At 73.1% G+C, this 25701-nt stretch carries 28 protein-coding genes; 17 read left to right on the forward strand and 11 right to left on the reverse strand.

Annotated features, from left to right (window positions below; genetic code table 11):
- Positions 1-17 precede the first annotated feature (17 nt).
- Positions 18-3065: a glycoside hydrolase family 38 C-terminal domain-containing protein gene (locus AB0K80_RS12875; protein WP_365668759.1), complete on the forward strand. Its 3048-nt coding sequence runs from the start codon at positions 18-20 to the stop codon at positions 3063-3065.
- Positions 3066-3150: 85 nt separating this feature from the next.
- Positions 3151-3669 carry a cupin domain-containing protein gene (locus tag AB0K80_RS12880; RefSeq protein ID WP_365668761.1) on the forward strand — a complete coding sequence of 173 codons (519 nt, stop codon included), beginning with the start codon at positions 3151-3153 and terminating at the stop codon, positions 3667-3669.
- Between the two features lie 15 nt (positions 3670-3684).
- On the opposite strand, the gene AB0K80_RS12885 is transcribed toward AB0K80_RS12880, so the two are convergent.
- Positions 3685-4827, reverse strand: a complete 1143-nt coding sequence (locus tag AB0K80_RS12885) for an ATP-grasp domain-containing protein (protein ID WP_365668763.1) — start codon at positions 4825-4827, stop codon at positions 3685-3687.
- Between the two features lie 266 nt (positions 4828-5093).
- On the opposite strand from AB0K80_RS12885, the gene AB0K80_RS12890 reads away from it, so the two are divergent.
- Complete coding sequence (locus tag AB0K80_RS12890; protein ID WP_365668765.1) at positions 5094-5951, forward strand: metallophosphoesterase; 858 nt, start codon at positions 5094-5096, stop codon at positions 5949-5951.
- Positions 5948-6625 carry a 4'-phosphopantetheinyl transferase superfamily protein gene (locus tag AB0K80_RS12895; protein ID WP_365668767.1) on the forward strand — a complete coding sequence of 226 codons (678 nt, stop codon included), beginning with the start codon at positions 5948-5950 and terminating at the stop codon, positions 6623-6625. The genes AB0K80_RS12890 and AB0K80_RS12895 overlap by 4 nt, the downstream gene beginning before the upstream one ends.
- A 431-nt stretch (positions 6626-7056) precedes the next feature.
- Here the strand turns inward: AB0K80_RS12895 and AB0K80_RS12900 are convergent, their stop codons facing one another.
- The 3 genes from AB0K80_RS12900 to AB0K80_RS12910 form a co-directional block, all read right to left on the reverse strand.
- Positions 7057-7293 (reverse strand): hypothetical protein, encoded by a 237-nt coding sequence (locus AB0K80_RS12900; protein ID WP_365668769.1) that lies wholly within the window; start codon positions 7291-7293, stop codon positions 7057-7059.
- A gap of 208 nt (positions 7294-7501) precedes the next feature.
- Positions 7502-8032: a toxin-antitoxin system, toxin component gene (locus AB0K80_RS12905; protein WP_365669156.1), complete on the reverse strand. Its 531-nt coding sequence runs from the start codon at positions 8030-8032 to the stop codon at positions 7502-7504.
- A 32-nt stretch (positions 8033-8064) separates the two neighbouring features.
- Positions 8065-8721, reverse strand: coding sequence for a helix-turn-helix transcriptional regulator (locus tag AB0K80_RS12910; RefSeq protein ID WP_365668770.1), 657 nt, complete (start codon positions 8719-8721; stop codon positions 8065-8067).
- 237 nt (positions 8722-8958) lie between these two features.
- Here AB0K80_RS12910 and AB0K80_RS12915 point away from each other — a divergent pair, with 237 nt between their 5' ends.
- The 7 genes from AB0K80_RS12915 (at position 8959) to AB0K80_RS12945 (ending at position 15165) form a co-directional block, all read left to right on the forward strand.
- On the forward strand, positions 8959-9618 hold the full coding sequence (locus tag AB0K80_RS12915) for a hypothetical protein (RefSeq protein ID WP_365668771.1): 660 nt from the start codon (positions 8959-8961) through the stop codon (positions 9616-9618).
- Between the two features lie 87 nt (positions 9619-9705).
- Complete coding sequence (locus AB0K80_RS12920; RefSeq protein WP_365668773.1) at positions 9706-10857, forward strand: FAD-binding oxidoreductase; 1152 nt, start codon at positions 9706-9708, stop codon at positions 10855-10857.
- Complete coding sequence (locus AB0K80_RS12925) at positions 10854-11153, forward strand: (2Fe-2S)-binding protein (protein ID WP_365668774.1); 300 nt, start codon at positions 10854-10856, stop codon at positions 11151-11153. The genes AB0K80_RS12920 and AB0K80_RS12925 overlap by 4 nt, the downstream gene beginning before the upstream one ends.
- Positions 11143-12561 (forward strand): NAD(P)/FAD-dependent oxidoreductase, encoded by a 1419-nt coding sequence (locus tag AB0K80_RS12930; RefSeq protein WP_365668775.1) that lies wholly within the window; start codon positions 11143-11145, stop codon positions 12559-12561. The genes AB0K80_RS12925 and AB0K80_RS12930 overlap by 11 nt, the downstream gene beginning before the upstream one ends.
- Positions 12558-13448, forward strand: coding sequence for a dihydrodipicolinate synthase family protein (locus AB0K80_RS12935; RefSeq protein WP_365668776.1), 891 nt, complete (start codon positions 12558-12560; stop codon positions 13446-13448). Before AB0K80_RS12930 ends, AB0K80_RS12935 begins: the two co-directional genes overlap by 4 nt.
- Positions 13449-13461: 13 nt before the next feature.
- Positions 13462-14463 (forward strand): proline racemase family protein, encoded by a 1002-nt coding sequence (locus tag AB0K80_RS12940; protein WP_365668778.1) that lies wholly within the window; start codon positions 13462-13464, stop codon positions 14461-14463.
- A gap of 30 nt (positions 14464-14493) precedes the next feature.
- Positions 14494-15165, forward strand: coding sequence for a GntR family transcriptional regulator (locus AB0K80_RS12945; RefSeq protein ID WP_365668779.1), 672 nt, complete (start codon positions 14494-14496; stop codon positions 15163-15165).
- Here AB0K80_RS12945 and AB0K80_RS12950 read toward each other — a convergent pair.
- From AB0K80_RS12950 to AB0K80_RS12965, 4 genes are read right to left on the reverse strand one after another with little or no spacing between them, the layout of a single operon-like run.
- Entirely contained in the window at positions 15159-15971 is an 813-nt protein-coding gene (locus AB0K80_RS12950; protein WP_365668781.1) for an ABC transporter ATP-binding protein, read from the reverse strand. The genes AB0K80_RS12945 and AB0K80_RS12950 overlap by 7 nt on opposite strands.
- On the reverse strand, positions 15968-16747 hold the full coding sequence (locus AB0K80_RS12955) for an ABC transporter permease subunit (RefSeq protein WP_365668783.1): 780 nt from the start codon (positions 16745-16747) through the stop codon (positions 15968-15970). Before AB0K80_RS12955 ends, AB0K80_RS12950 begins: the two co-directional genes overlap by 4 nt.
- On the reverse strand, positions 16744-17517 hold the full coding sequence (locus AB0K80_RS12960; protein WP_365668785.1) for an ABC transporter permease: 774 nt from the start codon (positions 17515-17517) through the stop codon (positions 16744-16746). The genes AB0K80_RS12955 and AB0K80_RS12960 overlap by 4 nt, the downstream gene beginning before the upstream one ends.
- The gene (locus AB0K80_RS12965; protein WP_365668786.1) at positions 17514-18488 is read right to left on the reverse strand and encodes an ABC transporter substrate-binding protein; all 975 of its coding nucleotides are present in this window, start codon (positions 18486-18488) and stop codon (positions 17514-17516) included. Before AB0K80_RS12965 ends, AB0K80_RS12960 begins: the two co-directional genes overlap by 4 nt.
- A gap of 213 nt (positions 18489-18701) precedes the next feature.
- Here AB0K80_RS12965 and AB0K80_RS12970 point away from each other — a divergent pair, with 213 nt between their 5' ends.
- The gene (locus tag AB0K80_RS12970) at positions 18702-19553 is read left to right on the forward strand and encodes an IclR family transcriptional regulator C-terminal domain-containing protein (RefSeq protein WP_365668788.1); all 852 of its coding nucleotides are present in this window, start codon (positions 18702-18704) and stop codon (positions 19551-19553) included.
- Here AB0K80_RS12970 and AB0K80_RS12975 read toward each other — a convergent pair.
- From AB0K80_RS12975 to AB0K80_RS12985, 3 genes are read right to left on the reverse strand one after another with little or no spacing between them, the layout of a single operon-like run.
- On the reverse strand, positions 19468-20403 hold the full coding sequence (locus AB0K80_RS12975; RefSeq protein ID WP_365668790.1) for a PDR/VanB family oxidoreductase: 936 nt from the start codon (positions 20401-20403) through the stop codon (positions 19468-19470). The genes AB0K80_RS12970 and AB0K80_RS12975 overlap by 86 nt on opposite strands.
- Positions 20400-20597, reverse strand: coding sequence for a hypothetical protein (locus tag AB0K80_RS12980; RefSeq protein ID WP_365668792.1), 198 nt, complete (start codon positions 20595-20597; stop codon positions 20400-20402). Before AB0K80_RS12980 ends, AB0K80_RS12975 begins: the two co-directional genes overlap by 4 nt.
- Positions 20594-21664, reverse strand: a complete 1071-nt coding sequence (locus tag AB0K80_RS12985; protein WP_365668793.1) for an aromatic ring-hydroxylating dioxygenase subunit alpha — start codon at positions 21662-21664, stop codon at positions 20594-20596. Before AB0K80_RS12985 ends, AB0K80_RS12980 begins: the two co-directional genes overlap by 4 nt.
- A gap of 556 nt (positions 21665-22220) precedes the next feature.
- Between AB0K80_RS12985 and AB0K80_RS12990 the strand changes: the two genes are divergently transcribed.
- From AB0K80_RS12990 to AB0K80_RS13010, 5 genes are read left to right on the forward strand one after another with little or no spacing between them, the layout of a single operon-like run.
- Positions 22221-22364, forward strand: coding sequence for a hypothetical protein (locus AB0K80_RS12990; protein WP_365668795.1), 144 nt, complete (start codon positions 22221-22223; stop codon positions 22362-22364).
- A complete protein-coding gene (locus AB0K80_RS12995) occupies positions 22361-22876 on the forward strand; it encodes a GNAT family N-acetyltransferase (protein WP_365668797.1) in 516 nt (171 codons plus the stop codon). The genes AB0K80_RS12990 and AB0K80_RS12995 overlap by 4 nt, the downstream gene beginning before the upstream one ends.
- Before the next feature lie 2 nt (positions 22877-22878).
- The gene (locus AB0K80_RS13000) at positions 22879-23826 is read left to right on the forward strand and encodes an ABC transporter substrate-binding protein (RefSeq protein WP_365669158.1); all 948 of its coding nucleotides are present in this window, start codon (positions 22879-22881) and stop codon (positions 23824-23826) included.
- Between the two features lie 21 nt (positions 23827-23847).
- Positions 23848-24873 carry an amino acid ABC transporter permease gene (locus AB0K80_RS13005; protein WP_365668799.1) on the forward strand — a complete coding sequence of 342 codons (1026 nt, stop codon included), beginning with the start codon at positions 23848-23850 and terminating at the stop codon, positions 24871-24873.
- Positions 24870-25676, forward strand: coding sequence for an amino acid ABC transporter ATP-binding protein (locus AB0K80_RS13010; protein ID WP_365668800.1), 807 nt, complete (start codon positions 24870-24872; stop codon positions 25674-25676). The genes AB0K80_RS13005 and AB0K80_RS13010 overlap by 4 nt, the downstream gene beginning before the upstream one ends.
- Positions 25677-25701 lie beyond the last annotated feature (25 nt).

The raw sequence follows: 25701 nt of genomic DNA on the forward strand, positions 1-25701 counted from the left end.
TGTCAGGAGAGCTGTCCATGCACGACGAACGCCGCCGGATCGAGCAACGCGTCCAGCGCCTTCACGACCAGCGCATCAAGCCCGCGATCTACTCGGCCACCGTCCCCCTCACCGTCGAGGCCTGGCAGGCACCGGGCGAGCCGGTCCCCTTCGAGGAGGCCGCCGCCGCGCCCTACACGCCCTTCGCCATGGACACCCCGTGGGGCCCGCCCTGGGGCACGACCTGGTTCCGGATGCGCGGCCAGGTGCCCGCCGGGTGGGCCGGCCGGCGCGTCGAGGCGGTCATCGACCTCGGCTTCACCGACGACTGGCCGGGCAACCAGGCCGAGGCCCTCGTCCACCGCCCGGACGGGACCCCGCTGAAGGCCGTCAACCCGCTCAACCAGTACGTCCCCGTCGCCCGCCCGGCAACCGGCGGCGAGCAGGTGGACTACCTGGTCGAGGCGGCCTCCAACCCCGACATCCTGGCGAACGGCTTCGCCGCGCCGACACCGCTGGGCGACGTCCTCACTGCCGGCGACAAGCCGCTGTACGTCTTCCGGCGCGCCGACCTCGCCGTCCTCGACGAGCAGGTCTGGCACCTCGACCTGGACCTGCAGGTGCTGCGCGAGCTCATGGTCCACCTCGGTGGTCACGAGCCGCGCCGGCACGAGATCCTGCACGCCCTGGACCGGGCCATGGACGCCCTCGACCTCGACGACGTCTCCGGCAGCGCCCCAGCCGTGCGCGAGGTGCTCGCGCCGGTGCTGGCCAAGCCCGCACACGCCAGCGCCCACACCATCTCCGGGGTCGGGCACGCGCACATCGACTCGGCCTGGCTGTGGCCGATCCGCGAGACCAAGCGCAAGACGTCCCGCACCTTCTCCAACGTCACCTCGCTCGCCGACGAGTACGACGACTTCATCTTCGCCTGCTCCCAGGCGCAGCAGTACGAGTGGGTCCGCGACACCTACCCGCACGTGTGGGCCCGCATCCAGGAGTCGGTGAAGAAGGGCCAGTGGGCCCCGGTCGGCGGCATGTGGGTGGAGGCCGACGGCAACCTGCCCGGCGGCGAGGCCCTCGCCCGCCAGCTCGTCCACGGCAAGCGCTTCTTCATGGAGCACTTCGGCATCGAGACCAGGGGCGTCTGGCTGCCGGACTCCTTCGGCTACACCGCCGCCTACCCCCAGCTGGCCAAGCTCGCCGGCAACGAGTGGTTCCTCACCCAGAAGATCTCCTGGAACCAGACCAACAAGTTCCCCCACCACACCTTCTGGTGGGAGGGCATCGACGGCACCCGCATCTTCACGCACTTCCCGCCGGTCGACACCTACAACGCCCGGTTCAGCGGCGAGGAGATGGACCGCGCGGTGCGCAACTACTCCGAGAAGGGCGCCGGCACGCGCTCCCTCGCCCCGTTCGGCTGGGGCGACGGCGGGGGCGGCCCCACCCGCGAGATCATGGAACGGGCCCGCCGGCTCGCCGACCTGGAGGGCTCGCCCAAGGTCGTCATCGAGCACCCCGACACCTTCTTCGCCAAGGCCCGCGAGGAGTACCCGGACGCCCCCGTCTGGAACGGCGAGCTCTACCTGGAGCTGCACCGCGCCACCTACACCTCCCAGGCCCGCACCAAGCAGGGCAACCGCCGCTCCGAACACCTGCTGCGCGAGGCCGAGCTGTGGGCGACGACGGCGGCCCTGCACGCGCCGGGCTACCGCTACCCGTACGACAAGCTCGACCGGCTGTGGAAGACGGTGCTGCTGCACCAGTTCCACGACATCCTGCCCGGTTCCTCCATCGCCTGGGTGCACCGCGAGGCCGAGGCCGAGTACGCCCGGGTGGCGCGGGAACTGCAGCAGCTGACGGCCGAGGCGATCACCGCGCTGGGCGGCGGCGCCCCCCGCGTCTTCAACACCAGCCCTTACGCCCGAGCCGAGGTGGTCCGCACCCCCGACGGCGCACCGGTGTACGTGGAGGTGCCCGCGAGCGGCAGCGCGCTCCTGAGCCCTGCCCCGCAGGCCCCCGCCCCCGTCACGGTCACCGGCCGGGTCCTGGACAACGGGCTGGTCCGCGTCGAGGTCGCCGAGGACGGCACCCTCTCCTCCGTCCGCGACCTGCGGGCCGACCGCGAAGTCCTCGCCGGCCCGGGCAACCTGCTGCGCCTCCACACGGACCTGCCCAACTACTGGGACGCCTGGGACATCGACCAGCACTACCGCAACCGCTACACGGACCTGCTTCAGGCCGAGTCCGTCACCGTCGTCGAGCAGGACCCGCTGGTCGGAGCGATCCGGGTCGAGCGGGCCTTCGGCAAGGGCTCGCGCCTCACCCAGACGATCACCGTGCGGGCCGGCAGCCCCCGGATCGACTTCGAGACCGAGATCGACTGGCACGAGACCGAGAAGATCCTCAAGGCGGGCTTCCCGGTGGACATCCGGGCCGCGCACTCCTCAGCCGAGATCCAGTTCGGCCACATCCAGCGCCCCACCCACACCAACACCAGCTGGGAGGCGGCCCGCTTCGAGGTCTCCGGACACCGCTGGGTGCACATCGGCGAACCCGGCTACGGCGTCGCCGTCCTCAACGACTCCACCTACGGCCACGACGTCACCCGCACGGTCCGCGAGGACGGCGGCACGACCACCACCGTCCGCCTCAGCCTGGTCCGCGCCCCGCGCATCCCCGACCCCGAGGCCGACCAGGGCAGGCACCACTTCACGTACTCCCTGCTGCCCGGCGCGCGCATCGCGGACGCCGTCGCGGAGGGGTACGCCCTCAACCTGCCGCTGCGGGTGGCCGAATCGGCGGGCGAGCCGGAACCGGTCGTCTCGGTGTCCGGCGAGGGCGTGACCGTGGAGGCCGTCAAGCTCGCGGACGACGCCTCGGGCGATGTCGTCGTACGGCTCTACGAGTCGCGCGGCGGACGCGCCCGGGGGGTGCTGCGCACCGGCTTCCCGCTCGCGGGCGCGCGGGTCACCGACCTCCTCGAACGGCCGCTCGAGGACGCGGACGTCACAGGCGACGGCGGGGTGCAGGTCTCCCTGCGGCCGTTCCAGATCCTGACGCTGCGCCTGACGCGGGCCTGAGGGACGAAGGCGGCCGGATTGACCCGACGATCCGGCCGCCGAATGCACCCCACGGCCGGTCACTGGGCTCCATAGGGTTGTGGTCATGACCACGAAGCAGAACGAGACGACCCCCGCCACCGGCTTCGCCCCGGTCCTCACGCGCGCCGCGGACGCCGAGACGACCCGCGACCCCAGCAGCGTGATGACGCTCCTCGCCGACTCCGGTGACACCGGCGGGCGGCTCACCAGCTACCGTTCGACGTTCGCCGAGGGCGCGGTGGGCGCGCCCGCCCACCTGCACACCAAAGCGGCCGAGCTGTTCTTCGTGATCGACGGAGCGCTCCAGGTCCTGGTGGGCGAGGAGGTCACCGTCCTGGAGGCCGGCGACTTCCTGGTGGTGCCGCCGCACACCCCGCACGCCTTCGCCGCCGCGCCCGGCGCGACGGCGGACGTGCTGTTCGTCTTCACTCCGGGGGCCGGCCGCTTCGACTACCTGCGGCTGCTGGGCCGGGTGATGCGCGGGGAGGCCGACCCGCAGGAGATCAAGGACTCCTCCGAGCGGTTCGACAACCACTACGTCGACAGCCCCGCCTGGCGCGAGGCCCTCGCCGCCCGGGCCTGAACCGGTGCCCGGGACCTACAGCGGCAGTGCCTGGGCCTGTTCCTGGGCCACCGCGGCCGGGAGGGAGCCGGCCGGGGCCGGCGACGGCACCGCCGGCAGCAGCGGCTCCGGCGCCTGTGCCCGCTGCGGCACCGGCACCGGCCGCAGGGGGCGCGGCCCGGACACCACCGTGTAGTCCTGCCCCAGGAACGGCGGGACGATCTCGCCCGGGTCCTCGCCGAGCGCCAACTGCACCGCCGCCCAAGGGGCGTTGACACCGCACAGGGACAGCTGGTGCAGCCCTCCGGCCGGGCGGGTGTTGACGTCCATCAGGACCGGCTCCTCGCCGAACATCCGGAACTGGATGTTGGACAGGTAGTGCAGGCCGAAACCCTCCGCGATCCGCCGGGCCGGCTCCAGCCACCGCTCGTCCAGCGTGAAGCCCCGGCGCCGGCCGTTCTTCGTGCGGCCCACCGCCAGGCGGATCCGGTTGTCGGGGCCCGTCAGGCAGTCCACCGACACCTCGGGCTGCTCCAGGCGCGGCATCACCAGCCAGTCGACCGGCTCCTCGGCCCGGTGCAGCGCCTCCAGCACCAGGTCGAGCGGCACGTACGGGCTCGGGAAGCCGTTCAGGTGCACCAGTGAGAAGGGGGAGCGGGTGATCACACGGAAGCCCACCCCGCCCGCTCCGGAGGCCGGCTTGAAGCACGCCCGGTGACCGTCCGCCTCCAACTTCTCGACGGCGGCGAGAAGTTCGTCGGCCGACCGGACCCGCCACCACGGCGGCACGGGCACGCCGATCCCCTGGACCGCCTCGTAGGCGATCACCTTGTCCTCGAAGACGGCCACCGCCTCGGGCGGCGGCGCCAGCAGCGCCGTGCCGGCCGCCTCGAAGTCGGCGCGGTGCGCCACGACCGCCGCCTGGTGCAGCCGGGGCACGAACACGTCGATGCCGCGCCGCGCGCACTGGTCCAGGGCGTACTCGACGTACGCGGCCGGCGACAGGCCCTCCGGCTCCAGTTCGGCGGTGTCGGCGGCGGCCAGCACGGGGGAGTCGGGGTCGCCGTGCGTGGCATGGATCTCGACGGCCCGGTCGCTGGGATTTCTCCGCAGCTGATCCATGAAGAACACGTTCTCCGCGTACGTGCGGTTGAGCCAGACGCGTACGCGAGAGACCATGCAGGCCGCCTTTCACGGTTCGCGGGCAGGGCTGAGCAGCCCGTGCCCGGGCAGGACGAATGGAGGGACACCAAACCGCCCCTGCTGAAGGGACGTGCATCGCGGTGGTGTTGGGGCAGATCATACGGCTTCGGCGGGCCGAGTCGTGCAACGTGAGTGTTACGGATTACCCGATCATGACCGTCCCGTCCGGGCCGGGGAGTCTTGTCCCCGGCGCGCGGATGTGATCTCGTGGTGCCGTCGTGTGCGCGCAGGGGGGAGACGTCATGGCGACGGCCGGTGGGAGCGGACGGCTGCTGGCGATCAGCGACCTGCACATCGGCTACCCGGAGAACCGCGCCCTGGTCGAGGGCATGCGGCCGGAGACGGACGAGGACTGGCTGCTCGTCGCCGGGGACGTGGCGGAGACCGTCGCCGACATCCGCTGGGCCCTGAAGACCCTGGCCGGCCGCTTCGCCCGGGTCGTGTGGGCGCCCGGCAACCACGAACTGTGGACCCATCCGAGGGACTCCGTCACCCTGCGCGGCGTCGCCCGTTACGACCACCTGGTCGAGATGTGCCGGGAGCTCGGCGTCCTGACGCCCGAGGACCCCTACCCCGTCTGGGACGGCCCCGGCGGCCCGGTCGCCGTCGCACCGCTGTTCCTGCTGTACGACTACTCGTTCCTGCCGGCCGGGTGCGCCACGAAGGAAGAGGGGCTGGCGTACGCGCACGGCACCGGGATCGTGTGCAATGACGAGTACCTGCTGCACCCCGACCCGTACCCGAGCCGGGAGGCGTGGTGCCGGGCCCGGGTCGAGGGGACGGCGCGCCGACTCGCCGAGCTGCCCGGCGACCTGCCGGTGATCCCCGTCAACCACTACCCGCTGCACCGGCACCCCACGGACGTGCTGTGGCATCCGGAGTTCGCGATGTGGTGCGGCACGGAGCTGACCGCCGACTGGCACCGCCGGTTCCGGGTCCACACCATGGTCTACGGCCATCTCCACATCCCGCGCACCACCTGGCACGAGGGCGTGCGCTTCGAGGAGGTGTCGGTGGGCTATCCGCGTGAGTGGCGCAAGAGGGCACAGCCGCCGGGCCGGCTGCGCCGCATCCTGCCGAGGGAAGACGAGGCCCGTTGATCGAGGAACTGCTGCCGGAGACGGTCGTGGCCGTGGAGGCCTACGGCCATGACGCGGGCGACGCGCCGCTGTACCCGCAGGAGGCGGCCCTCGTGGAGGGGGCGGTGGACAAGCGGCGCCGGGAGTTCGCCGCCGTGCGCGCCTGCGCCCGCCGCGCCATGGAGAAGCTCGGGGTGCCGCCGCAGCCGGTGCTGCCCGGTGACCGCGGTGCCCCGCGCTGGCCGGCGGGTCTGACCGGCAGCATGACCCACTGCGACGGCTACTGCGCCGCGGCGCTGGTGCGGCAGGCCGATCTGGCCTCGGTCGGCATCGACGCGGAGCCCGACGGGCCGCTGCCCGAGGGCGTGCTGCCCTCCGTGGCCCTCCCGGCGGAGGTACGACGGCTGGGCCTGCTCACCGCGGACCGGCCCGGCGTGCACTGGGACCGGCTGCTGTTCAGCGCGAAGGAGTCGGTGTACAAGGCCTGGTTCCCCCTCACCGGGAAGTGGCTGGACTTCATGGAGGCCGACATCGAGATCTCCGTGGACCCCGGCGCGCCGCACCGCGGCGACTTCCACGCGGCCCTCCTGGTCCCGGGCCCCTGGGTGGCCGACCGCCGCCTCGACCACTTCCAGGGCCGCTGGACAGCCGCCCACGGCCTCCTCACGACAGCGGTCGCGGTCCCGCACACCTGACCGTTTCACAGACCGGCTGACCTCGGGCCGAGGGGGCCCGGCTCGCGGCCACAGGCCCGGGCGTGGTCACAAGCCCGGCCGGTGGCCGCCGGCCGCCGACCCTTGGCGGACGGCGCCCGGCCTCATGACGGACGGCGTCTGGCCGCAAGTGCCGGGCGTCGGCACAGGCTCGCCCGGGCGTCCTCGTCCCCCTGGACACCGGCTCGGCATCACGGACCCGGCATGTGGCTGCTGGAAGATGGCCCGTGCAGGCGGGGGCCCGGCTTCGTGTCTGCTGGTGTCTGGCCGCTCGTGCCGGGGCGTCCTCGCCCCCGGGATACCGGCTCCGCATCACGGACCGGGCACGTGCCCGTGCCGACGGGACCCGGCCCCGTGGTCGGCCGCCCCGGCCCGCAGGTGCCGGGTCGGGCAGCCGCGGGCCGGGGGGCGTCTCAGCCTTCCGGGCACCAGGTGCGTACCAGCCGGAACAGTTCCTCCTCGTTGCCGGTCAGGCCCGCCTCGGCCAGGGCCCGTTCCGCCTCGGCGAGGACGGAGGGCGGGACGCGCGCAGGCCGGTCGGTCCCCTCCGGGCCCGACGCCGTGTCGAACGCGGCCCGGACCGTGTGGAGCAGGCGCAGATAGGCCTGGACGGCAGTGCGTTCCCGGTCGGTGAGTACGGCGGTGGGCATCGGTCGGCTCCCCCCTGTCGGCGTCATCGGTCGACGCGCCCGGGCCCGGGCCGCCCCACGGCGGCGAGGCCCGCAACGCGTACGCCCCCGCACGCGGCGGCGCACCACCAGCTTGCCGCCCGGCACTGACAATCGGGCCGCTGCCCACCCGCCTTCGCCCGCCCGGCGGAGCCCGCACCGGCGGCGCAACCGCCGGAGGAAGGCCGGTTCAGCCCTGCGGGCCCAGATACCCCAGCGAGGCCTCGATCCGCCCCGCCAGCCCGTCCCGCTGCACCGGCCCCCGCAGCGACGAGCCGGCCAGCCACGTACGGCACTTGCTGGCCAGCAGGAGCCCGAAACGCTCGGCCTGCTGCTCGTCGTCCTGGTCGAACCGGGTGCGCGCGGCGACCTGCAGGACGGTGGCCCGCAGGTCGGCGGTGTCGTCGAGCAGCCGGGCCGCGACCGCGGCGCCCGCCACGTGATGGCTGCAGTGCCCGGCCTCCATGTGCCACAACTCGTGGCCCAGGATCACCAGCTGGTGGTCGGGCGCCGTACGCTCCTCGATCACCACCAGGTCCTGGTCGGCCATGTCGAGCCACAGACCGCTGGCGGTGCCGGGCGGGAAGGCGGCCGTGCGGAACAGGACGGGACGGCCGCGGCGTCTGCTCATCGCGTCGCACAGCGCGCCGTACAGCTCGGCGGGCCGGGCCGGGGCGTCGAGCCCGATCTGTGCGACCAACTCGCCGCACAGGCGGCGCATGTCCCTACCGATGCCCACGTGTCTCCCCACGTTCACGACTCGGGCCGCTTGACGCTCTCCAGGAGCATGTCCAGCCACTCCGCGACCTTGTCGCGGTGCTGGTCGGTGGGCAGCTGCGCGGCCCGCCAGGCGATCCCCCGCACCCCGTGGTCCTGCAGCAGCCGCTCCAGGGGGTCGTCGGCGGCCGCGGCGGCCTCCCGCTCCCGGTCGGCGAGCCGCTGGAGCAGCTCCTGCTCGGTGTGCTGCAGGGCGATCGCCAGCGCTTCGGGGTCCTCGGCCGTCAGGAACCCGGCGTGCACCCGGAAGAAGCGCTGGATGGCGTCGCAGTGCTCCATGGTGGGCCGCCGGTCGCCGTTGATCAGGGCACCGGCCTGCTGGCGCGACATGCCCGCGCCGTCCGCGATCTCCTGCTGGGTGTACCGGCGCCCGTTCGGCTTGAGCCGGGTACGGCGCAGCAGGTCCAGGCGCTGCACGAACCGCGCCTGCACATCGGGCTCGCCCGCGGGCCGGCCGCTCAGCAGGGCCCTGACCACGGGCTCGGGGACCCCGGAGGCGAAGGACAGGCGGGGGACGTCGAAGACCTCGCCGTGCGGCACGCCGAGCCGGTCGGCGAGTGCGGTGACGCGGGCGACGACGGCCGGCAGCGCGGCCGTCGGCGTGGTGCCCGGTCCCTCGAAGCCACCCGTCACCGACAGATCTCCTACGTCTCTCACAGGCTTCTCACAAGCAGGCTCATCACAAGCGGTTGCCGTGAACTTTCCGGAGACTAGCGGGGCTTCGAACTCACATCCAGGTCTCGCCACAACTGTGGCCAATTTCAGCCGTCAACAGCCGTGAAATGCCACGATAGTTGACACGCCTCGCACCCGGGCAGCAGGATCGGGGCGGCCGCGCAGGGCCGTACAGGCAAGAGGGGTGACCTCCCGATGGCACATCAGGCAGGAGGGCGGCGGCCGGCACCGCGGCCCGTCCCCGACCGTTCCGAGGCCCAGGCCTACCTCCAGGACTACGCGGCCCTCATGGAAGCCGTCCCCTTCCCCTCCTTCGTCGTCGACCACCGCTGGGACGTGCTCCTCGCCAACAGCGCGTTCCGGTCACTTTTCGGCGGCGTCGGACCGCAGCCGACGGCCATGCCGGAGGAGAACTTCCTGCGGTTCGTGCTGTTCCACCCGGAGGCGCCCGCGGTCCTCGGCGAGCACGAGCCGAGCTGGTGCCTGCCGATGCTGGCGCACTTCGCCGCCGCCCTGGAGCGGTTCGGCCACGACCCCGTCCTCCAGGGGGTGCGCCGGGACATCGCGCAGGACCCGATCATGGAGGCCGCCTACCGGCACGGCCTGCCGCACTGGATCCGCGCGGTCGGCGAGGAGGCCGTGGAGCACGACGGCGCCGTACGGCCGCTGCTGCACCCGGACCCGCGCTGGGGAGCCACCGACTGCCGCGTCGTCGTCGAGGCGCCCGGCACACTCCGGGACCTGGGCTGCACACGGCTGACCCTGGTCCTGCGTGACGCGCGTCGCGGCCCGTCCAGGGAGCGCCGGGCGCGCCGGGCCGCCTCGCATCTGCGGGTGGTGCGCGCGAGCGGCTGAGCACGGCGGCGCACGCGGCCCCGACGGGGGCATTTCCGCTGGTCAGGCGCCATTTTCCGGAGCAGGACCATGTGACATAGTACTGGCGTGCGTCAGCGACTGACCTGCGATGTCGTGGTCGTCGGAGCCGGCGTGGTGGGCGCCGCCTGCGCCCTGTACGCGGCCCGCGCCGGGCTCGACGTCACCGTGCTGGACCGCGGCTGTGTGGCCGGCGGGACGACCGGGGCCGGTGAGGGCAACCTCCTGGTCTCCGACAAGGAACCCGGCCCGGAGCTCGAACTGGCCCTGCTCTCCGCCCGGTTGTGGGCCGACCTGGCCGACGAGGGCCTCGGCGAGGCGGTCGAGTACGAGGCCAAGGGCGGCCTCGTCGTCGCCACACCCGAGGCGTGGACCGGGCTGGCCGCCTTCGCCGCCGCGCAGCGGCAGGCCGGAGTGGCGGCCGTCGAGGTACCCGCCGGTCACCTGCGTGACGTGGAGCCGCACCTGGCGCACGGCCTCGCGGGCGGGGTGCGCTATCCGCAGGACGCCCAGGTGATGCCCGCGCTCGCCGCGGCGCACCTGCTGCGGGTCTCCGGCGCCCGGCTGCTCACCGGCCGGGAGGTGACCGAGGTGCTGCGCGGGCCGGACGGCGCCGTGCGCGGGGTGCGTACGGACCGGGGGGAGGTGCACGCCCCCGCCGTGGTCAACGCGGCCGGCACCTGGGGCGGCGAACTGGCCGCCCGCGCCGGAGTGTCCCTGCCCGTCCTGCCGCGGCGCGGCTTCGTGCTGGTCACCGAGCCGCTGCCGCCGCGCATCCGGCACAAGGTGTACGCCGCCGGCTACGTCGCCGACGTCGCCAGCGACGCGGCGGAGCTGCAGACCTCCCCGGTGGTGGAGGGCACCGCCGCCGGGCCCGTCCTGATCGGCGCCAGCCGGGAACGGGTCGGCTTCGACCGGTCGTTGTCCCTCCCGGCGCTGCGGGCGCTGGCGGCGGGGGCGACGCGGCTGTTCCCGTTCCTGGCCGGGGTCCGGGCCCTGCGCGCCTACGCGGGCTTCCGGCCGTACCTGCCGGACCACCTCCCGGCGATCGGCCCCGACCCCCGGGCACCCGGCCTCTTCCATGCCTGCGGGCACGAGGGGGCCGGCATCGGCCTGGCCACCGGCACCGGGCACCTGATCGCGCAGGCGCTGACCGGCCGCGCACCGGACATCCGACTTCGGCCCTTCCGGCCGGACCGCTTCCGCGAGGAGGCCGCGTGAATCCGCTTCAGCTGGCGGGTGCCCGGCCCGGGCCCGCGTTCACCGTCACCTTCGACGGCCGGCCCGTTGAGGCGCTGCCCGGCCAGACCGTCGCCGCCGCGCTGTGGGCCGCGGGTGTCACCTCCTGGCGCTCCACCCGGGGCACGGGCCGCCCGCGCGGGATCTTCTGCGGCATCGGCGTCTGCTTCGACTGCCTGGTGACGGTCAACGACCGCCCGAACCAGCGGGCGTGCCTGGTCCCGGCCCGGCCGGGGGACGTGATCCGCACGCAGGAGGGGACCGGCCATGGGGACTGAGCGGGGCACGCGCACCGAGCTCGCGGTGATCGGCGCGGGCCCGGCGGGGCTCGCCGCGGCGCTGGCGGCGGCTGGACAGGGCGTACGGGCCACCCTTCTCGACGCGGCCCCGCAGCCGGGCGGGCAGTTCTACCGGCAGCCCGCCGCCGCGCTCGGGGCGACCAGGCCCGAGGCGCTGCACCACCGGTGGCGCAGCTGGGAACGGCTGCGCGACAAACTCGCCGCCACCGGCGTCCAGGTGCTGGCCGACCACCCTGTGTGGTGCGTCGAGCGCGAGCCGGGCGGGTTCACCGTGCACGCCCTGCTCGGCCCCGAGCAGGAACGCCCGGCCGAGGTGCGGGCCCGTGCCGTGCTCCTGGCCACCGGCGGTTACGAGACGGTGCTGCCCTTCCCCGGCTGGACGCTCCCCGGGGTCGTCACCGCCGGAGGGGCGCAGGCCATGCTCAAGGGCGGGCTCGTGGTCCCCGGCCGCCGCGCGGTCGTCGCCGGGACCGGTCCGCTGCTGCTGCCCGTCGCCACCGGACTGGCCGCGGCGGGCGTCGAGGTCGCCGCGCTCGTCGAGTCGGCTCACCCGCGGCGCCTGCTGCGCCACGGCCCGGCCCTGGCGGGCAAGCTCCCGGAGGGCGCCGGATACGCGGTCCGGCTGCTGCGCCACCGCGTGCCGCTCCTCGCCCGCCGTACGGTGATCCGGGCGCACGGCGACGACCGGCTGACCGGCGTCACCGTCGCCGCCCTGGACGGCGGCGGACGCGTCCGGCCCGGCACCGAGCGGCACCTGCCCTGCGACACCCTCGCGGTCGGCCACGGCATGCTCCCGCACACCGACCTCGCCGAGAGCCTCGGCTGCCGCCTCGACGGGACCGCCGTGGCCGTCGACGACGAGCAGCGCACGGACGTGCCCGGCGTGTGGGCGGCGGGCGAGGCCACCGGCGTCGGCGGTGCGGCCCTGGCGCTGGCGGAGGGGCACATCGCCGGGCACTCGATCGCCGCGCGCCTGAGGGGCACCACGCCCCACCCGGCGCCCACCGTGGTGACGTCCCGCAAGCGGCTCAGGAGGGCCGCGGCCGCCCTGGCGGCCGCCTTCGCGCCGCCCCCGCACTGGACCGGCCAGGTCACCGACGACACCGTGGTGTGCCGCTGCGAGGAGGTCACCGCGGGCACCGTCCGGGAGGCCCTCGCTCTGGGCGCGGGTGACGTCCGCACGGTGAAGCTGCTGACCCGGGCCGGGATGGGCTGGTGCCAGGGCCGGATGTGCGGGCCCGCCGTGGCCGGCCTCACCGGATGCCCGCCCACCCCGTCCAGGCGGCCGTTCGCCCACCCCGTACCGCTCGGCGTCCTGGCCGGGCAGCATCCCGAACCCGGGCCCGACCCCGAAACCGGGCACCACCCCGAGGAGGAACCCTCATGACCGGCCACCGCCCCTGGCGCGGCGTCCTCGTCGCCACCGCGCTGCCGCTGGACGACGACCTGTCCGTGGACCACGACCGGTACGCCGAGCACTGCGCGTGGCTCGTCGCCAACGGCTGCGACGGCGTAGTCCCCAACGGTTCCCTCGGCGAGTACCAGGTCCTCACCCCCGCCGAACGCGCCCGGGTCGTCGAGACGGCCGTGGCCGCGGTCGGCGGCGAGCGGGTCATGCCCGGGGTCGCCGCCTACGGGGCCGCCGAGGCCCGGCGCTGGGCCGAGCAGGCCCGGGAGGCGGGCTGCGCGGCGGTGATGCTGCTGCCCCCGAACGCCTACCGTGCCGACGAGCGCTCCGTCCTCGCCCACTACGCCGAGGTCGCCAAGGCCGGCCTGCCGGTGGTGGCGTACAACAACCCCGTCGACACCAAGGTGGACCTGGTGCCGGAGCTGCTCGCCCGGCTGCACGGCGAGGGGTACATCCACGGCGTGAAGGAGTTCTCGGGGGACGTGCGCCGCGCCTACCGGATCGCCGAACTCGCCCCGGACCTCGACCTGCTGGTGGGCGCCGACGACGTGCTGCTGGAGCTCGCCGTCGCCGGTGCCCAGGGCTGGGTCGCGGGCTACCCGAACGCGCTGCCGAAGGCGAGCGTGGCGCTGTACCGCGCGGCGGTCGCCGGTGACCTCGCCACCGCGCTGCCGCTGTACCGGCAGCTGCACCCGCTGCTGCGCTGGGACTCGCGGGTGGAGTTCGTACAGGCCATCAAGCTGTCCATGGACGTCGTCGGCCGGTACGGCGGCCCGTGCCGCCCGCCGCGCATGCCGCTGCTGCCCGAGCAGGAGGCCGCCGTCCGCGCGGCCACCGAGAAGGCCGTGGCCGCCGGACTCGCCTAGCAAAGGACCGACCATGCGCAGCAAGCTCGTCCTGCACGCCGTCGACTCGCACACCGAGGGCATGCCGACCCGGGTGATCACCGGCGGTGTCGGCACCATCCCCGGCGCGACGATGAACGAGCGGCGGCTGTACTTCCGTGACCACTGCGACGACATCAAGCAGTTGCTGATGAACGAGCCGCGCGGGCACTCCGCCATGAGCGGCGCGATCCTCCAGCCGCCGGCCCGGCCCGACTGCGACTGGGGCGTCGTCTACATCGAGGTCTCCGGTTATCTGCCGATGTGCGGGCACGGCACCATCGGCGTCGCGACCGTCCTGGTGGAGACCGGCATGGTGGAGGTCACCGAGCCGGTCACCACCATCCGCCTGGACACCCCGGCCGGGCTCGTGGTCGCCGAGGTCGCCGTGGCGGACGGTGCCGCCCGGGCCGTCACCCTGCGCAACGTCCCGTCCTTCGCCGTCGCCCTGGACCGTGAGGCCACGCTCGCCGACGGGCGGACGGTGAGGTACGACCTCGCCTTCGGCGGGAACTTCTACGCCATCGTGCCGCTGGAGCGGTTCGGCCTGCCCTTCGACCGCTCCCGCAAGGACGACATCCTCACGGCGGGGCTGGCCCTGATGGACGCCATCAACGCCGAGGACCCGCCCGTGCACCCCGAGGACCCCTCCGTCCAAGGCTGCCACCACGTCTACCTGGCGGCCCCCGGCTCCACCGCCCGCCACTCACGCCACGCGATGGCGATCCACCCGGGCTGGTTGGACCGCTCGCCCTGCGGCACCGGCACCAGCGCCCGCATGGCGCAGCTGCACGCGCGCGGCGAGCTCCCGCTGCACACCGAGTTCGTCAACGAGTCCTTCATCGGCACGCGCTTCACCGGCCGCCTCCTCGGCACCACCGAGGTGGCGGGCGTCCCCGCCGTGCTGCCCAGCTTCACCGGCCGCGCCTGGATCACCGGCACCGCCCAGTACCTGCTGGACCCGGACGACCCGTTCCCGGCCGGCTTCGTCCTGTAAGACCCCCACCCCCGAGGAAGGACCACCGTCATGCCCCCGCGGCACAGCCCCGCCCTGCCCTCGCTGGGCGGCCGCAAGCCCAGCTACCGCGAGCGGGTCGCGGACGCGCTGCGGGCCGCGCTGATCGCCGGGGAACTGCGCCCCGGCGAGGTCTACTCGGCGCCCGGCCTCGCCGCCCGCTTCGGCGTCTCCGCCACCCCGGTGCGCGAGGCCATGCTCGACCTGGTCCGGGAGGGCCTGGTGGCCACCGTGCCCAACAAGGGCTTCCGCGTCACCGCCGTCTCCGACCAGCAACTCGACGAGTACACCCACATCCGGTCCCTCATCGAGATCCCCACGACCGCCGGCCTCGCCGCCACCGCCGACCCCGTCGCCCTGCGGGCACTGCGCCCGGTCGCCCAGGAGATCGTCACCTCGGCGGCGGCCGGCGACCTCATCGCCTACGTCGAGGCCGACCTTCGCTTCCACCTGGGCCTGCTGGCCCTGGCCGGGAACGGCCACCTGGTGGAGGTCGTACGGGACCTCAGACGCCGCTCCCGGCTGTACGGACTGACCGCGCTGGCCGAGGCAGGACGGCTGGAGGCCTCCGCCGAGGAGCACCTGGAACTCCTGGACGCGCTCCTGGCCCGCGACCCCGAGCGGGTGCGGGCGGTGATGACCCGGCACCTCGGGCACGTCCGCGGACTGTGGGCCGCTCACTGAGGGGTCTTCGCCGCCCCGGAGCGCTTGGCCGCCTGGATCTGCTCGTACACCTGCGTGCGCAACGCGGCGAAGCGCGGCGCCACGCGCGTGTGCACCTGGTCCCGGTCGTCCGGCAGGTCGACCGTCAGCTGCTCCCGGACGACGGTCGGGGAGGCGGACAGCACGATCACCCGCTCGCCCAGGTACACGGCCTCGTCGATGTCGTGCGTGACGAACAGGATCGTCATGCCGCGCTCCCGCCACAGCCGGCGTACCAGGTCCTCCAGGTCCGCCCGGGTCTGCGCGTCGACCGCCGCGAACGGCTCGTCCATCAGCAGCACGCCGGGTTCGTACGCCAGCGCCCGGGCGATCGCCACCCGCTGCTGCATGCCGCCCGACAGCTGCCACGGGTACGCCCCGGCCGCGTCCGCGAGGCCCACCGACTCCAGCGCGTCCGCGACCAGCGCGCGGCGCCGCGCCTTGGGCAGGCCCTTCTGTTTCAGGGGCAGCTCGACGTTCGCGCCGACCCGCAGCCACGGGAACAGGCTGCGCCCGTACTCCTGGAAGACGAACGCCATCCCGGGCGGCGGCCCGTCCACCCGCCGCCCCGCCAGGGTCACCTCGCCCGCCGTCGGGGTGAGCAGCCCGCTCACGCACTTCAGCAGGGTCGTCTTGCCGCAGCCCGACGGGCCGACGACACACACCAGTTCACCGGCCTGAACGGTGAAGGTCACCTCGCGCAGCGCCGCCACGCGCCGCCCGGAGCCGTCGTAGACCTTGCTCAGGCCGCGTACGTCCAGCACGGACCGCCCATTCACGCGTTTCACCGGGACCTCCGGGTGGCGGCGCGCAGGCCGTGGTACCAGCCGAGCACCCGCCGTTCGACGAGCTGGAAGAGGACCGACAGGACGAAACCGAGCAGGCCGAGCAGGAGGATGCCGGTCCACATGTCGGGGATGGCGAAGGAGCGCTGGAACTGGACGACGGTGAAGCCCAGTCCGTTGCTGGCCGCGAACATCTCGCTGATGACCATGAGGATGATGCCGATCGACAGCGCCTGCCGCAGACCGGCGAAGATCTGCGGGCTCGCCGAGCGCAGCACCAGGTCCCGCAGGCGTGCCGGGCCCGTGATGCCGTAGGAGCGGGCCGTCTCCGCCAGCACCGGGTCGACCGCCCGCACTCCCTCCACGGTGTTCAGCAGCACCGGCCACACACAGCCCGCCGCGATCACCAGGATCTTCATCGCGTCGCCGATGCCCGCGAACAGCATGATGACCGGCACCAGCACCGGCGGCGGCACCGCCCGCAGGAACTCCAGGACCGGCTCGCACACCGCCCGCACCCGCCGGAAGGAGCCGATGACCGTGCCCAGCGCGACCCCGGCGACGGCCGCCAGGGCGTAGCCCGCCGCGAGCCGCAGCAGGCTCGGCAGGACGTCCCCGCGCAGCCGCTCGCCGGTCCACACGTCCGGGAACGCGCCGAGGACCGTACGCAGCGGCGGCCAGTACACGTCGGTGCTGTCGTCCGAGGCCACCCACCACACGGCCAGCAGCAGCGCGGGCAACCCCAGGGCGAAGCCCAGTCGCAGCAGCGCGGCCCTCACACCGCCACCTCCCCGCGCACCGACTGGTGCCAGGCCAGCGCCCGCCGCTCCACGGCCCGGGCACCGACGTTGATCAGCAGCCCGAGCAGGCCCGTCACCACGATCAGCGCGTACAGGTCGGGCACCGCCTGAGAGGTCTGCGCCACCGCGATCCGCGCCCCCAACCCCGGGGCGCCGATGACCAGTTCGGCGGTCACGGCCAGGATCAGCGCGACCGCGGCGGCCAGCCGTACGCCCGTCATGACGTACGGCAGCGCCGTCGGCCACAGCACGTACCGGACGCGGGCCCAGGGACCCAGGCCGTACGACCGGGCCGTCTCCTCCGCGACCGGGTCCACGTCCCGCACCCCGTACAGAACCTGGACCAGCACCTGCCAGAACGAGGCGTACACCACCAGCAGCAGCACCGACCGCAGTTCGGTGCCGTACAGCAGTACCGCCAGCGGGATCAGCGCCACCGACGGGATGGGGCGCAGGAACTCGATCGTGGAGGCCGTCGCCTGCCGCAGGTACGGCACGACGGAGATCAGCACGCCGGTGACGACCCCCGCGCCCACCGCGATCGCCAGGCCCAGCGCCCAGCCGGTGAGGGTGTCGCCGAGGGCCGTCCAGAACGCCGGGTCGGACAGCTCGTCGGTCAGCGCGCCGGCGATCCGGCCGGCGGGCGGGAAGTAGTCCTCCTTCACCAGACCGAGCCGCGGCACCGCCTCGGCCAGGGCGAGGAAGGCCGCGAGCCCGGCCGCGCCGAGGGCGGCGTTCTCGCCCCTCACGGCAGCAGCTTGTCCAGGTCGGGGCGCTGCTGGAACAGGCCGTCGCGCTGCCCGAGTTCGGCGAGCCGCTCGATGGAGGCGCGGTCCGGCTCGGCGGGCCAGCGGGGCAGCGTCAGCTTCTCCACCAGGGTGCCGGGGATCTTGGTGTACGTGGTGAGGATCCGGCGGACCTCGTCGGGGTGGCCGTCGGCGTACTTCAGGGACTCGGCGGTGGCCTCCTGGAACTTCTTCACCACCTCGGGGTTCTTCTGCGCGTACCGCTGGGAGGTGAAGTACAGCGCGACGGTGAGGTCGGGGGAGACGTCGTAGAAGTTGGAGGCGATCTGCCGGCCGCCCGCGGCCTCGACCGTGGACAGCGCCGGTTCCGGGGTGCAGGCCGCGTCGACCCGGCCGGCCTCCAGCGCGGCGGGCATCTGGTCGAAGGGCATCTCGACGAACTCGACCCGGGAGGGGTCGCCGCCGTCCTTGCGGACCGACTCCTTGATGGAGGTGTCGCAGATGTTGTTGAGCGTGTTGACCGCCGCCTTCTTGCCCTCCAACTGCTTGGCGGACTTGACGGGCGAGTCCTTGGCGACGGTGACGGCGGCCATGTCGGCGCCGTCCTTCCCGGTGGAGGCCACGCCGTTGGCGACGGCCTTCACGGGCACGTTCTTCGACCGGGCGATCAGCAGGGAGGTGGTGTTGCTGAAGCCGAACTGGAACTGGCCGGAGACGACACCGGGCACGATCGCCGCGCCGCCCTGCGCGGGCAGCAGCTCCAGCTTCAGGCCGCGTTGGGCGTAGAAGCCCTTCTTCTGGCCCAGGTACAGGGGGGCGACGTCCAGGATGGGGATGATGCCGACCTTGACGGTGGTGGTGCCGCCGGACGAGCCGTTCCCGGCCGGGGCGCCCCCGTCGCCGGACGAGCCGCACGCCGTGGTGGCGGCCAGGACGGACACGGCCGTGAGGCCGACGAGCAGACGACGACGCATGACTCCGACTCCCTAGGGGACGTTCCCGGGACTGGCGGACAGCTGTGCGCGCACAGCACACTCGTGCTCAGCGGGAACGTACGGCCCTGACCCGTACATGGTCAATCCCCTTAACGAATGGGGTAGTTGGGCATTCCGGTCCGTTGACACCGGTTCGGGCGCGCTCATAGCGTGCGCTCCGCGTACGTCCGTACGTCCCGACGGAGGCCGCCGATGACCGACGCCGTTCGCGCCACCCACTTCGTCCGGTCCTTCGAGCGGGGCCTCGCGGTCATCCGTGCCTTCGACGCCGACCATCCGGCGCTGACGCTCAGCGAGGTGGCCCGCGCCTGCGACCTGACCCGGGCCGCGGCCCGCCGCTTCCTGCTGACCCTCGCCGACCTGGGCTACGTCCACAGCGACGGCCGGCTGTTCCGCCTCACCCCGCGCGTGCTGGAGCTCGGCTACTCCTACCTCGCCTCCCTGACCCTGCCGGAGATCGCCGAACCGCATCTGGAGCGGCTGGTGGCGCAGGTGGGGGAGTCGTCGTCGCTGTGCGTCCTGGACGGCGACGACATCGTGTACGTGGCCCGCGTGCCGACCCGCCGCATCATGACGGTGTCCGTCACCGTGGGCACCCGCTTCCCGGCACACGTCACGTCCGTGGGCCGCATCATGCTCGCGCACCTGCCGCCGCAGGAGCTCGACGCCCGGCTCGCCCGCACCGAGCTGCGCCCGCTGACCCCCCGCACGATCACCTCCGAGCACGCCCTGCGGGCCGAGCTGCGCCGGGTCCGCCGCCAGGGCCACGCCCTGGTCGACCAGGAACTGGAGGAGGGCCTGCGCTCGGTCGCCGCCCCGGTACGGGACCGGGACGGCGACGTGGTGGCCGGTGTGAACATCGCCGTGCACGCCGGCCGCACCTCGGTGGAGTCCGTCCGCCGCGACCTGCTGCCCCACCTGGTGGCGACCGTGGCCCGGATCGAGGCGGACCTGCGCGTCACAGGTCCAGTACGAGCCGCTTCCCCCTGCACCGGGACACACAGATCATCATCGTCTCCCCGGACTCCCGCTCCTCCGGCGTGAGCACCGCGTCCCGGTGGTCCGGATCGCCCTGGAGGACATCGGTCTCACAGGTGCCGCAGGTGCCCTCCGTGCAGGAGTACAGCACCTCGACCCCGGCGCCGAGCACCGCGTCGAGCACCGAGACGCCGGGCGGGACGGTGACGGTCCTGCCGCTGCGCGCCAGCTCGACCTCGAACTGCGTGTCCTGCCCCGCCGGTTGCTCCTTCGGCTGGAACCGCTCCACCCGCAGCGCCCCGGCCCGGCAGCGTCCCTCCACCGCGTCGAGCAGCGGGCCGGGGCCGCAGCAGTACACGAGCGTGCCGTCCGGGACGTCGTCCAGGACCGGGCCGAGCTCCAGCAGCCCGGTCTCGTCCTGCGGCGCGATCGTCACCCGGTCGCCGTAGCGGGCCAGTTCCCCGGTGAAGGCCATCGACCGGCGGGTGCGCCCGCCGTACAGCAGCGTCCACTGCGCGCCCGCCGCCTCGGCCGCCGCCAGCATCGGCAGGATCGGGGTGATGCCGATCCCGCCCGCGACGAACCGGTAGCGGGGGGCGGGCTCCAGCCGGAAGTGGTTGCGCGGCCCGCGCACCCGTACCTTGTCACCCTGGCCCACCTGCTCGTGCACATACGCCGATCCGCCGCGCCCCGCCGGCTCGCGCAGCACCGCGATCCGCCAGGCGGACCGGTCCGCCGGGTCGCCGCACAGCGAGTACTGCCGCTCCAGGCCTGGCCCGAGCACGACGTCGATGTGGGCGCCCGGCTCCCACAAAGGCAGTTCCTCGCCCAGCGGGTGACGCAGGGTCAGGGCGAGCACGCCGTCGGCCACCTGCTCCCTGCGCGCGACGACGAGTTCGGCTTCGTACAGGCTCATGAGCGGGTTCCTCGCGGCTCGTGCCCTTGCGGCTGGTGGGGCTGGTGTCCTTGTGGATGGGCGAGCATCCACTCCCACATCTCGACCGGGTCCTGACAGGTGTGCTCGCGGCCGCAGTGACAGGTGCCGTGCAGGACGTCGGTGCCCGGCAGCCAGTCGATGCGGTAGATCTCACCCGTGGGCGCGCCGCTCACTGGACCTGCTCCACGGGCTTGGCGCCCTCCTCCACCAGCCGGGCGAGGATACGGCGGGCGGCCAGACCGCCGGTGTCGATGTTGATGCTCAGCTCCTGGTAGCCGGTGCGCTCGGTGCCGAGCGTCTTCTGCAGCAGGTTGAGCGCGGTGACGTCCTGCATGACGACCGTGTGGTTGTTGCCGCGCAGGAACTCGGTGACCTCATCGTCGTCCGTCGCCCAGTCCCGGGAGACCGCCCAGAAGTCGTACACCTTGCCGTCACTGGAGGGGGTGATGCAGTACGTCACCTCGGTGTGGAAGCCGTTCGGGTCGCTGCCGTCCGGCTCGGGCAGCACGCCGACGGGGGCGACCCGGCTGTGCAGCAGGTACAGGCAGGGGGCGAAGTACTCGATGTCCTGCCAGCGGGTGATGCGGCCCTCGATGCCGGTCGACTTCGCGTAGAACGGCGGGCACTCGGCGTCGTCCATGTGCCGGCTGACCCGTACGATGCCCGCGCCCTCGTCGACCTCCGTGGTGATCGGCGTCTCGGCGACCTCGGGGGTGCCGATGTAACCGCCGTGCAGGTACGTCTCGTGGGACAGGTCCAGGAGGTTGTCGACGAGCAGGCCGTAGTCGCAGTCGATGGGCTCCATGCCGCGCACGGTGACCCAGCCCGGGGAGTCCAGGTGCCGGGCCCGCGGGATGACCTGCGGGTCGGCGAGCGCCGGGTCGCCGATCCACACCCAGATCAGCGAGTCCTGCTCCACGACCGGGTAGGAGGCGACGCGCGCGGTCCGCGGGACGCGCTTCTGGCCGGGCACGTACACGCAGGTGCCGGTGGTGTCGTACGTGAACCCGTGGTACCCGCACACGATCCGGTCGCCGTCCAGGCGGGTCGGGGCCTCGGACAGCGGGTAACGGCGGTGCACGCAGCGGTCGTTGAGCACGACCGGCGTTCCCTCCTGCTCCGTCCGGTACAGCACGAGCGGCTCGCCGAGGATCGTCCGGCTGAGCAGCTCGCGCCCGACCTCGTGGCTGTAGGCGGCGACGTACCACTGGTTCCTGGCGAAGGCGGTCATGTGAGGCATGAAGGTTCCCGTCCCTGTCGGCGGGGCGTCGCCGCCCCGCGTGCCGTGGTTGGCATCAGGGTCGTGACGGCGGCGACCGCCGCGCAAGGCGGCTTCTGCCAGACGGAAGCGCTGCCGCGAAAGGGCTGGTCGGAGCGGCTGCCCAGGGCATCGATGTGTCAACGGCGCCCTGGGCGGGGCCGGTCTGGGCGGTCCGGCATCCGGGCGCTGCTTGACGGGCGCCACGATGTACTGCTCAATTGGTCACATGAATGCCCAGCAGCGCTTGGTCTCGCGCGATCACATCGACTTCGGTCGGGTGTGGTCGGCCGCGTGTTGCGCCTGACTCGGCAGCGGGCCGTCTGACCGGCCCTTCCCTCCCTCGGTGACCCCGTCGCGGGCCGAGTTCTCTCCTTACGCGCGCTGCCGCAGCTCTGCATCTCCCCCTGCGTTTCCCGACGCCCGACGTCGTCACGACCGCACCGACCCGTCCGCCTGACGGGCTGTGCGCTCATGCCTGCGCTCGAGGCAGTTCCGTCATGCCTGCGTGTCGCCGCACCCTGAAAGGCCATCCGCCATGCCTGTGGAGTTCCCGCGCTCCGGCGCCGCCTTCGACAAGGAGTACACACTCCCGCTCCCGATCGTCCGCGAGGAGGCCGCCAAGCGCGACGCCGAGCACGCGGCCCGAGGCACGCGGACCCGCACGGTGGTGGGCGCATGACGTTCGCCTCCGAGCTGACGGTCCGTCATGTCGTGATGTCCGACCCGAGAGTACGGCCGCTGCTGACCGAACTCGGCGAGGAGTACTCCCGGCGCTACGGCAAGGACGCCCACGCCGAGATCGCCCGCTACCCCGACGAGGAGTTCACCGAGCCGCACGGCGGACTGCTGCTGTTGCTGCTGGAGCGCGATGAGCCCGTCGCGGGCGGTGCCTTCCGCCGCTACGACGCCACCACGGCCGAGCTGAAGCGGATCTGGACCCACTCCGCCCACCGCCGCCGCGGTCTCGCCCGGCGCGTCATCGCCGAGCTGGAGCGCGAGGCGGGCGCACGCGGCTACCGGCGGATCTACCTGACCACCGGGCCACGCCAGCCCGAGGCCCGGGGCCTGTACCTGGCCACCGGCTACACACCGCTGTTCGACACGGAGGCCGACCCGGAGACCATCGGCCCGCTGCCCTTCGAGAAGCACCTCGCCGACCGGGAACACAACCGAAAGGCTCCCGACCAGTGACCATCCGAACCCCCACCATCCGCCCGCGTGGCGTCGCCGTCCTCGCTCTGCTGCCCCTGCTGGCGCTGACCGCCTGCGGATCCGGCGACACCGGCGGCACCGCGGCGGGCGCGCAGGCCTCTCCCGCGCCGACCGACGACCCGGTCGCCGCCGTACGCACGGTGGACTCCGTCGCCGCCCTGCTGCCCCCGGACGTCCGCAAGGCGGGCACGCTGCGGGTCGGAAGCTCGATCGGGTTCCCGCCAGGGGCCTATTACCCGAACGGCACGGACAAACCGCCCGCCGGCCAGGACATCGACCTCGCCGACGCCGTCGCCAAGGTCCTCGGCGTCAAGCTGGAGCGCCAGGACGCCTCCTTCGAGACGATCCTGCCCGCCCTCGGAAGCGGCAAGTACGACGTCGGCACCGGCAACTTCGGCGTCACCACCGAACGCCTGAAGACCATCGACTTCGTCACCTACATCAACGACGGCCAGGGCTTCGCGGTGAAGACGGGCAACACCGCCCTCGGCAAGAAGATCACCGACCTGACCCAGCTGTGCGGGCTGACCATCGGCACCGGCGCCGGCACCACCTTCGAAGCGACCCTCACCGCGCGGAAGGGGGTGTGCGCCAAGGCGGGCAAGAAGCCGTACGACGTGAAGGTCTACTCGGAGAACGCGGCCACCCTCACCGCACTCCAGCAGGGCCGCATCGACGTGATCATGTCGACCATCAACGGCCTGCGCCACCAAGCGGCCCAGCCCGCCTCCCGGACCACCTTCCTCGGCGAGTTCCACCGCCTCGACGTGGGCTTCGCCTTCAAGAAGGGCTCCCCGCTCACCAAGGCGTTCCAGGCCGCCGTCAACGAGCTGATCAAGGACGGCACGTACGCCCGGATCCTCGCCAAGTGGGGCACGACCGCCTCCGCGATCGACACCTCGCGGATCAACCCGCCCGAGCACACCTGAGAGTCGAGCAGGAACACCACGATGGCATCCACCACCGACACCACCGCGCCGCCCGGCGCGGCCATCCCGGGCACCGGCCCCAGAGCCCTGCCCGCCCCGGACGACCCGGCCGCCCTCAAGGTCGTACCCGCCCGCCATCACGCCCGCTGGGTGGCGGCCGTCGCCGTGATCGTGCTGGTCGCCCAGTTCGTGCACGGCCTGGCCACCAACCCCGTGTGGGAGTGGGGCGTCTTCCGCGACTACGTGCTGTCCGAGACGATCGTGCAGGCGGTCTCCGTGACCCTCCAGCTCACCGCGTACGCCACCGTGCTGGGCTTCCTCCTGGGCACCGTCCTGGCCTTCATGCGGCTGTCGCGCAGCCCGGTGCTGCAGACCGTCGCCTGGACCTACATCTGGATCTTCCGGTCCATCCCGATGATCGTCCAGCTGGTGTTCTGGTTCAACCTGAGCGCGCTGTACGAGGAGTTGGGCTTCGGCATCCCCTTCGGCCCGGTGTTCTGGTCCGTCGACTCCAACAGCATCATCGGCACCATGGGCGCCGCCGTCATCGGGCTGACGCTGCACCAGGCCGCCTATGCCGCCGAGATCGTGCGCGGCGGTGTCATCGCCGTCGACCACGGGCAGCTGGAGGCGGCCGCCGCGCTGGGCCTTCCCCGGCTGCGGCAGATCCGCCGGATCGTGCTGCCGCAGGCCATGCGCGCCATCCTGCCCACGGCCGGCAACGAGATCATCGGCCTGCTCAAGGGCACCTCGGTGGTCTACGTGATGTCCATCGGCGAACTCTTCTACCAGGTGCAGGTGATCTACGGCCGCAACGGCCGGGTGATCCCGCTGCTGCTGGTCGCCACCGCCTGGTACGTGGTGCTGACCTCCCTGCTGTCGGTCGCGCAGTACTACGTGGAGCGCCGCTACGCCCGGGGAGCCGACCGCACCCCGCCGCCCACCCCGCTGCAGCGCGCCCGGCGCTTCGTGCGCACCCTGCGCGCGGCCGCCGCCCAGCGCAACCAGCCCGTCGTACCCCTGAAGCCCTTGGGAGACAGCCGATGAGTGGCGTGACGGTGGCCGTCGAGGACGCGACGCCGACGGCGGGCGACGTGATGGTGGACGTCCACGGCGTCCACAAGAGCTTCGGCCCCCTGGAGGTGCTGCGCGGCGTCGACCTGCAGGTCCGCGCCGGCGAGGTCACCGTGATCCTCGGCCCGTCCGGCTCCGGCAAGTCCACGCTGCTGCGCACCATCAACCACCTGGAGAAGGTCGACCGCGGCTGGATCAGCATCGACGGCGAACTCATCGGCTACCGCCGCTCCGGAAGCAAGCTGCACGAACTGAAGGAGAGGGACGTCCTGAAGCAGCGCACCCACATCGGGTTCGTCTTCCAGAACTTCAACCTCTTCCCCCATCTGACCGTGCTGGAGAACCTGATCGAGGCGCCCGTCTCCGCTCTGCGCCGCCCGCGCAGGGCAGCGGAGGAGACGGCCCGCCGGCTCCTCGACAGGGTCGGCCTCGCCGACAAGGCCGGCGCCTACCCCCGGCAGCTCTCCGGCGGCCAGCAGCAGCGCGTGGCCATCGCCCGCGCACTCGCCCTCGAACCCAAGGTGCTGCTCTTCGACGAGCCCACCTCGGCGCTCGACCCGGAACTGGTCGGCGAAGTCCTCGACGTCATCAAGGACCTGGCCCGTACCGGAACCACCATGATCGTCGTGACCCACGAGATCGGCTTCGCCCGCGAGGTCGCCGACACCGTGGTGTTCATGGACGGCGGTGTCGTCGTGGAGCAGGGCCCGCCCGCGGCCGTCCTGGACGCCCCGCGACACGAGCGCACCCGCGCCTTCCTCTCCAAGGTCCTCTGACCGACCCTCATCCCCTTCCACAAGC

The organism is Streptomyces sp. NPDC052682 (assembly GCF_040678435.1).
Taxonomy (GTDB): Bacteria; Actinomycetota; Actinomycetes; order Streptomycetales; family Streptomycetaceae; genus Streptomyces.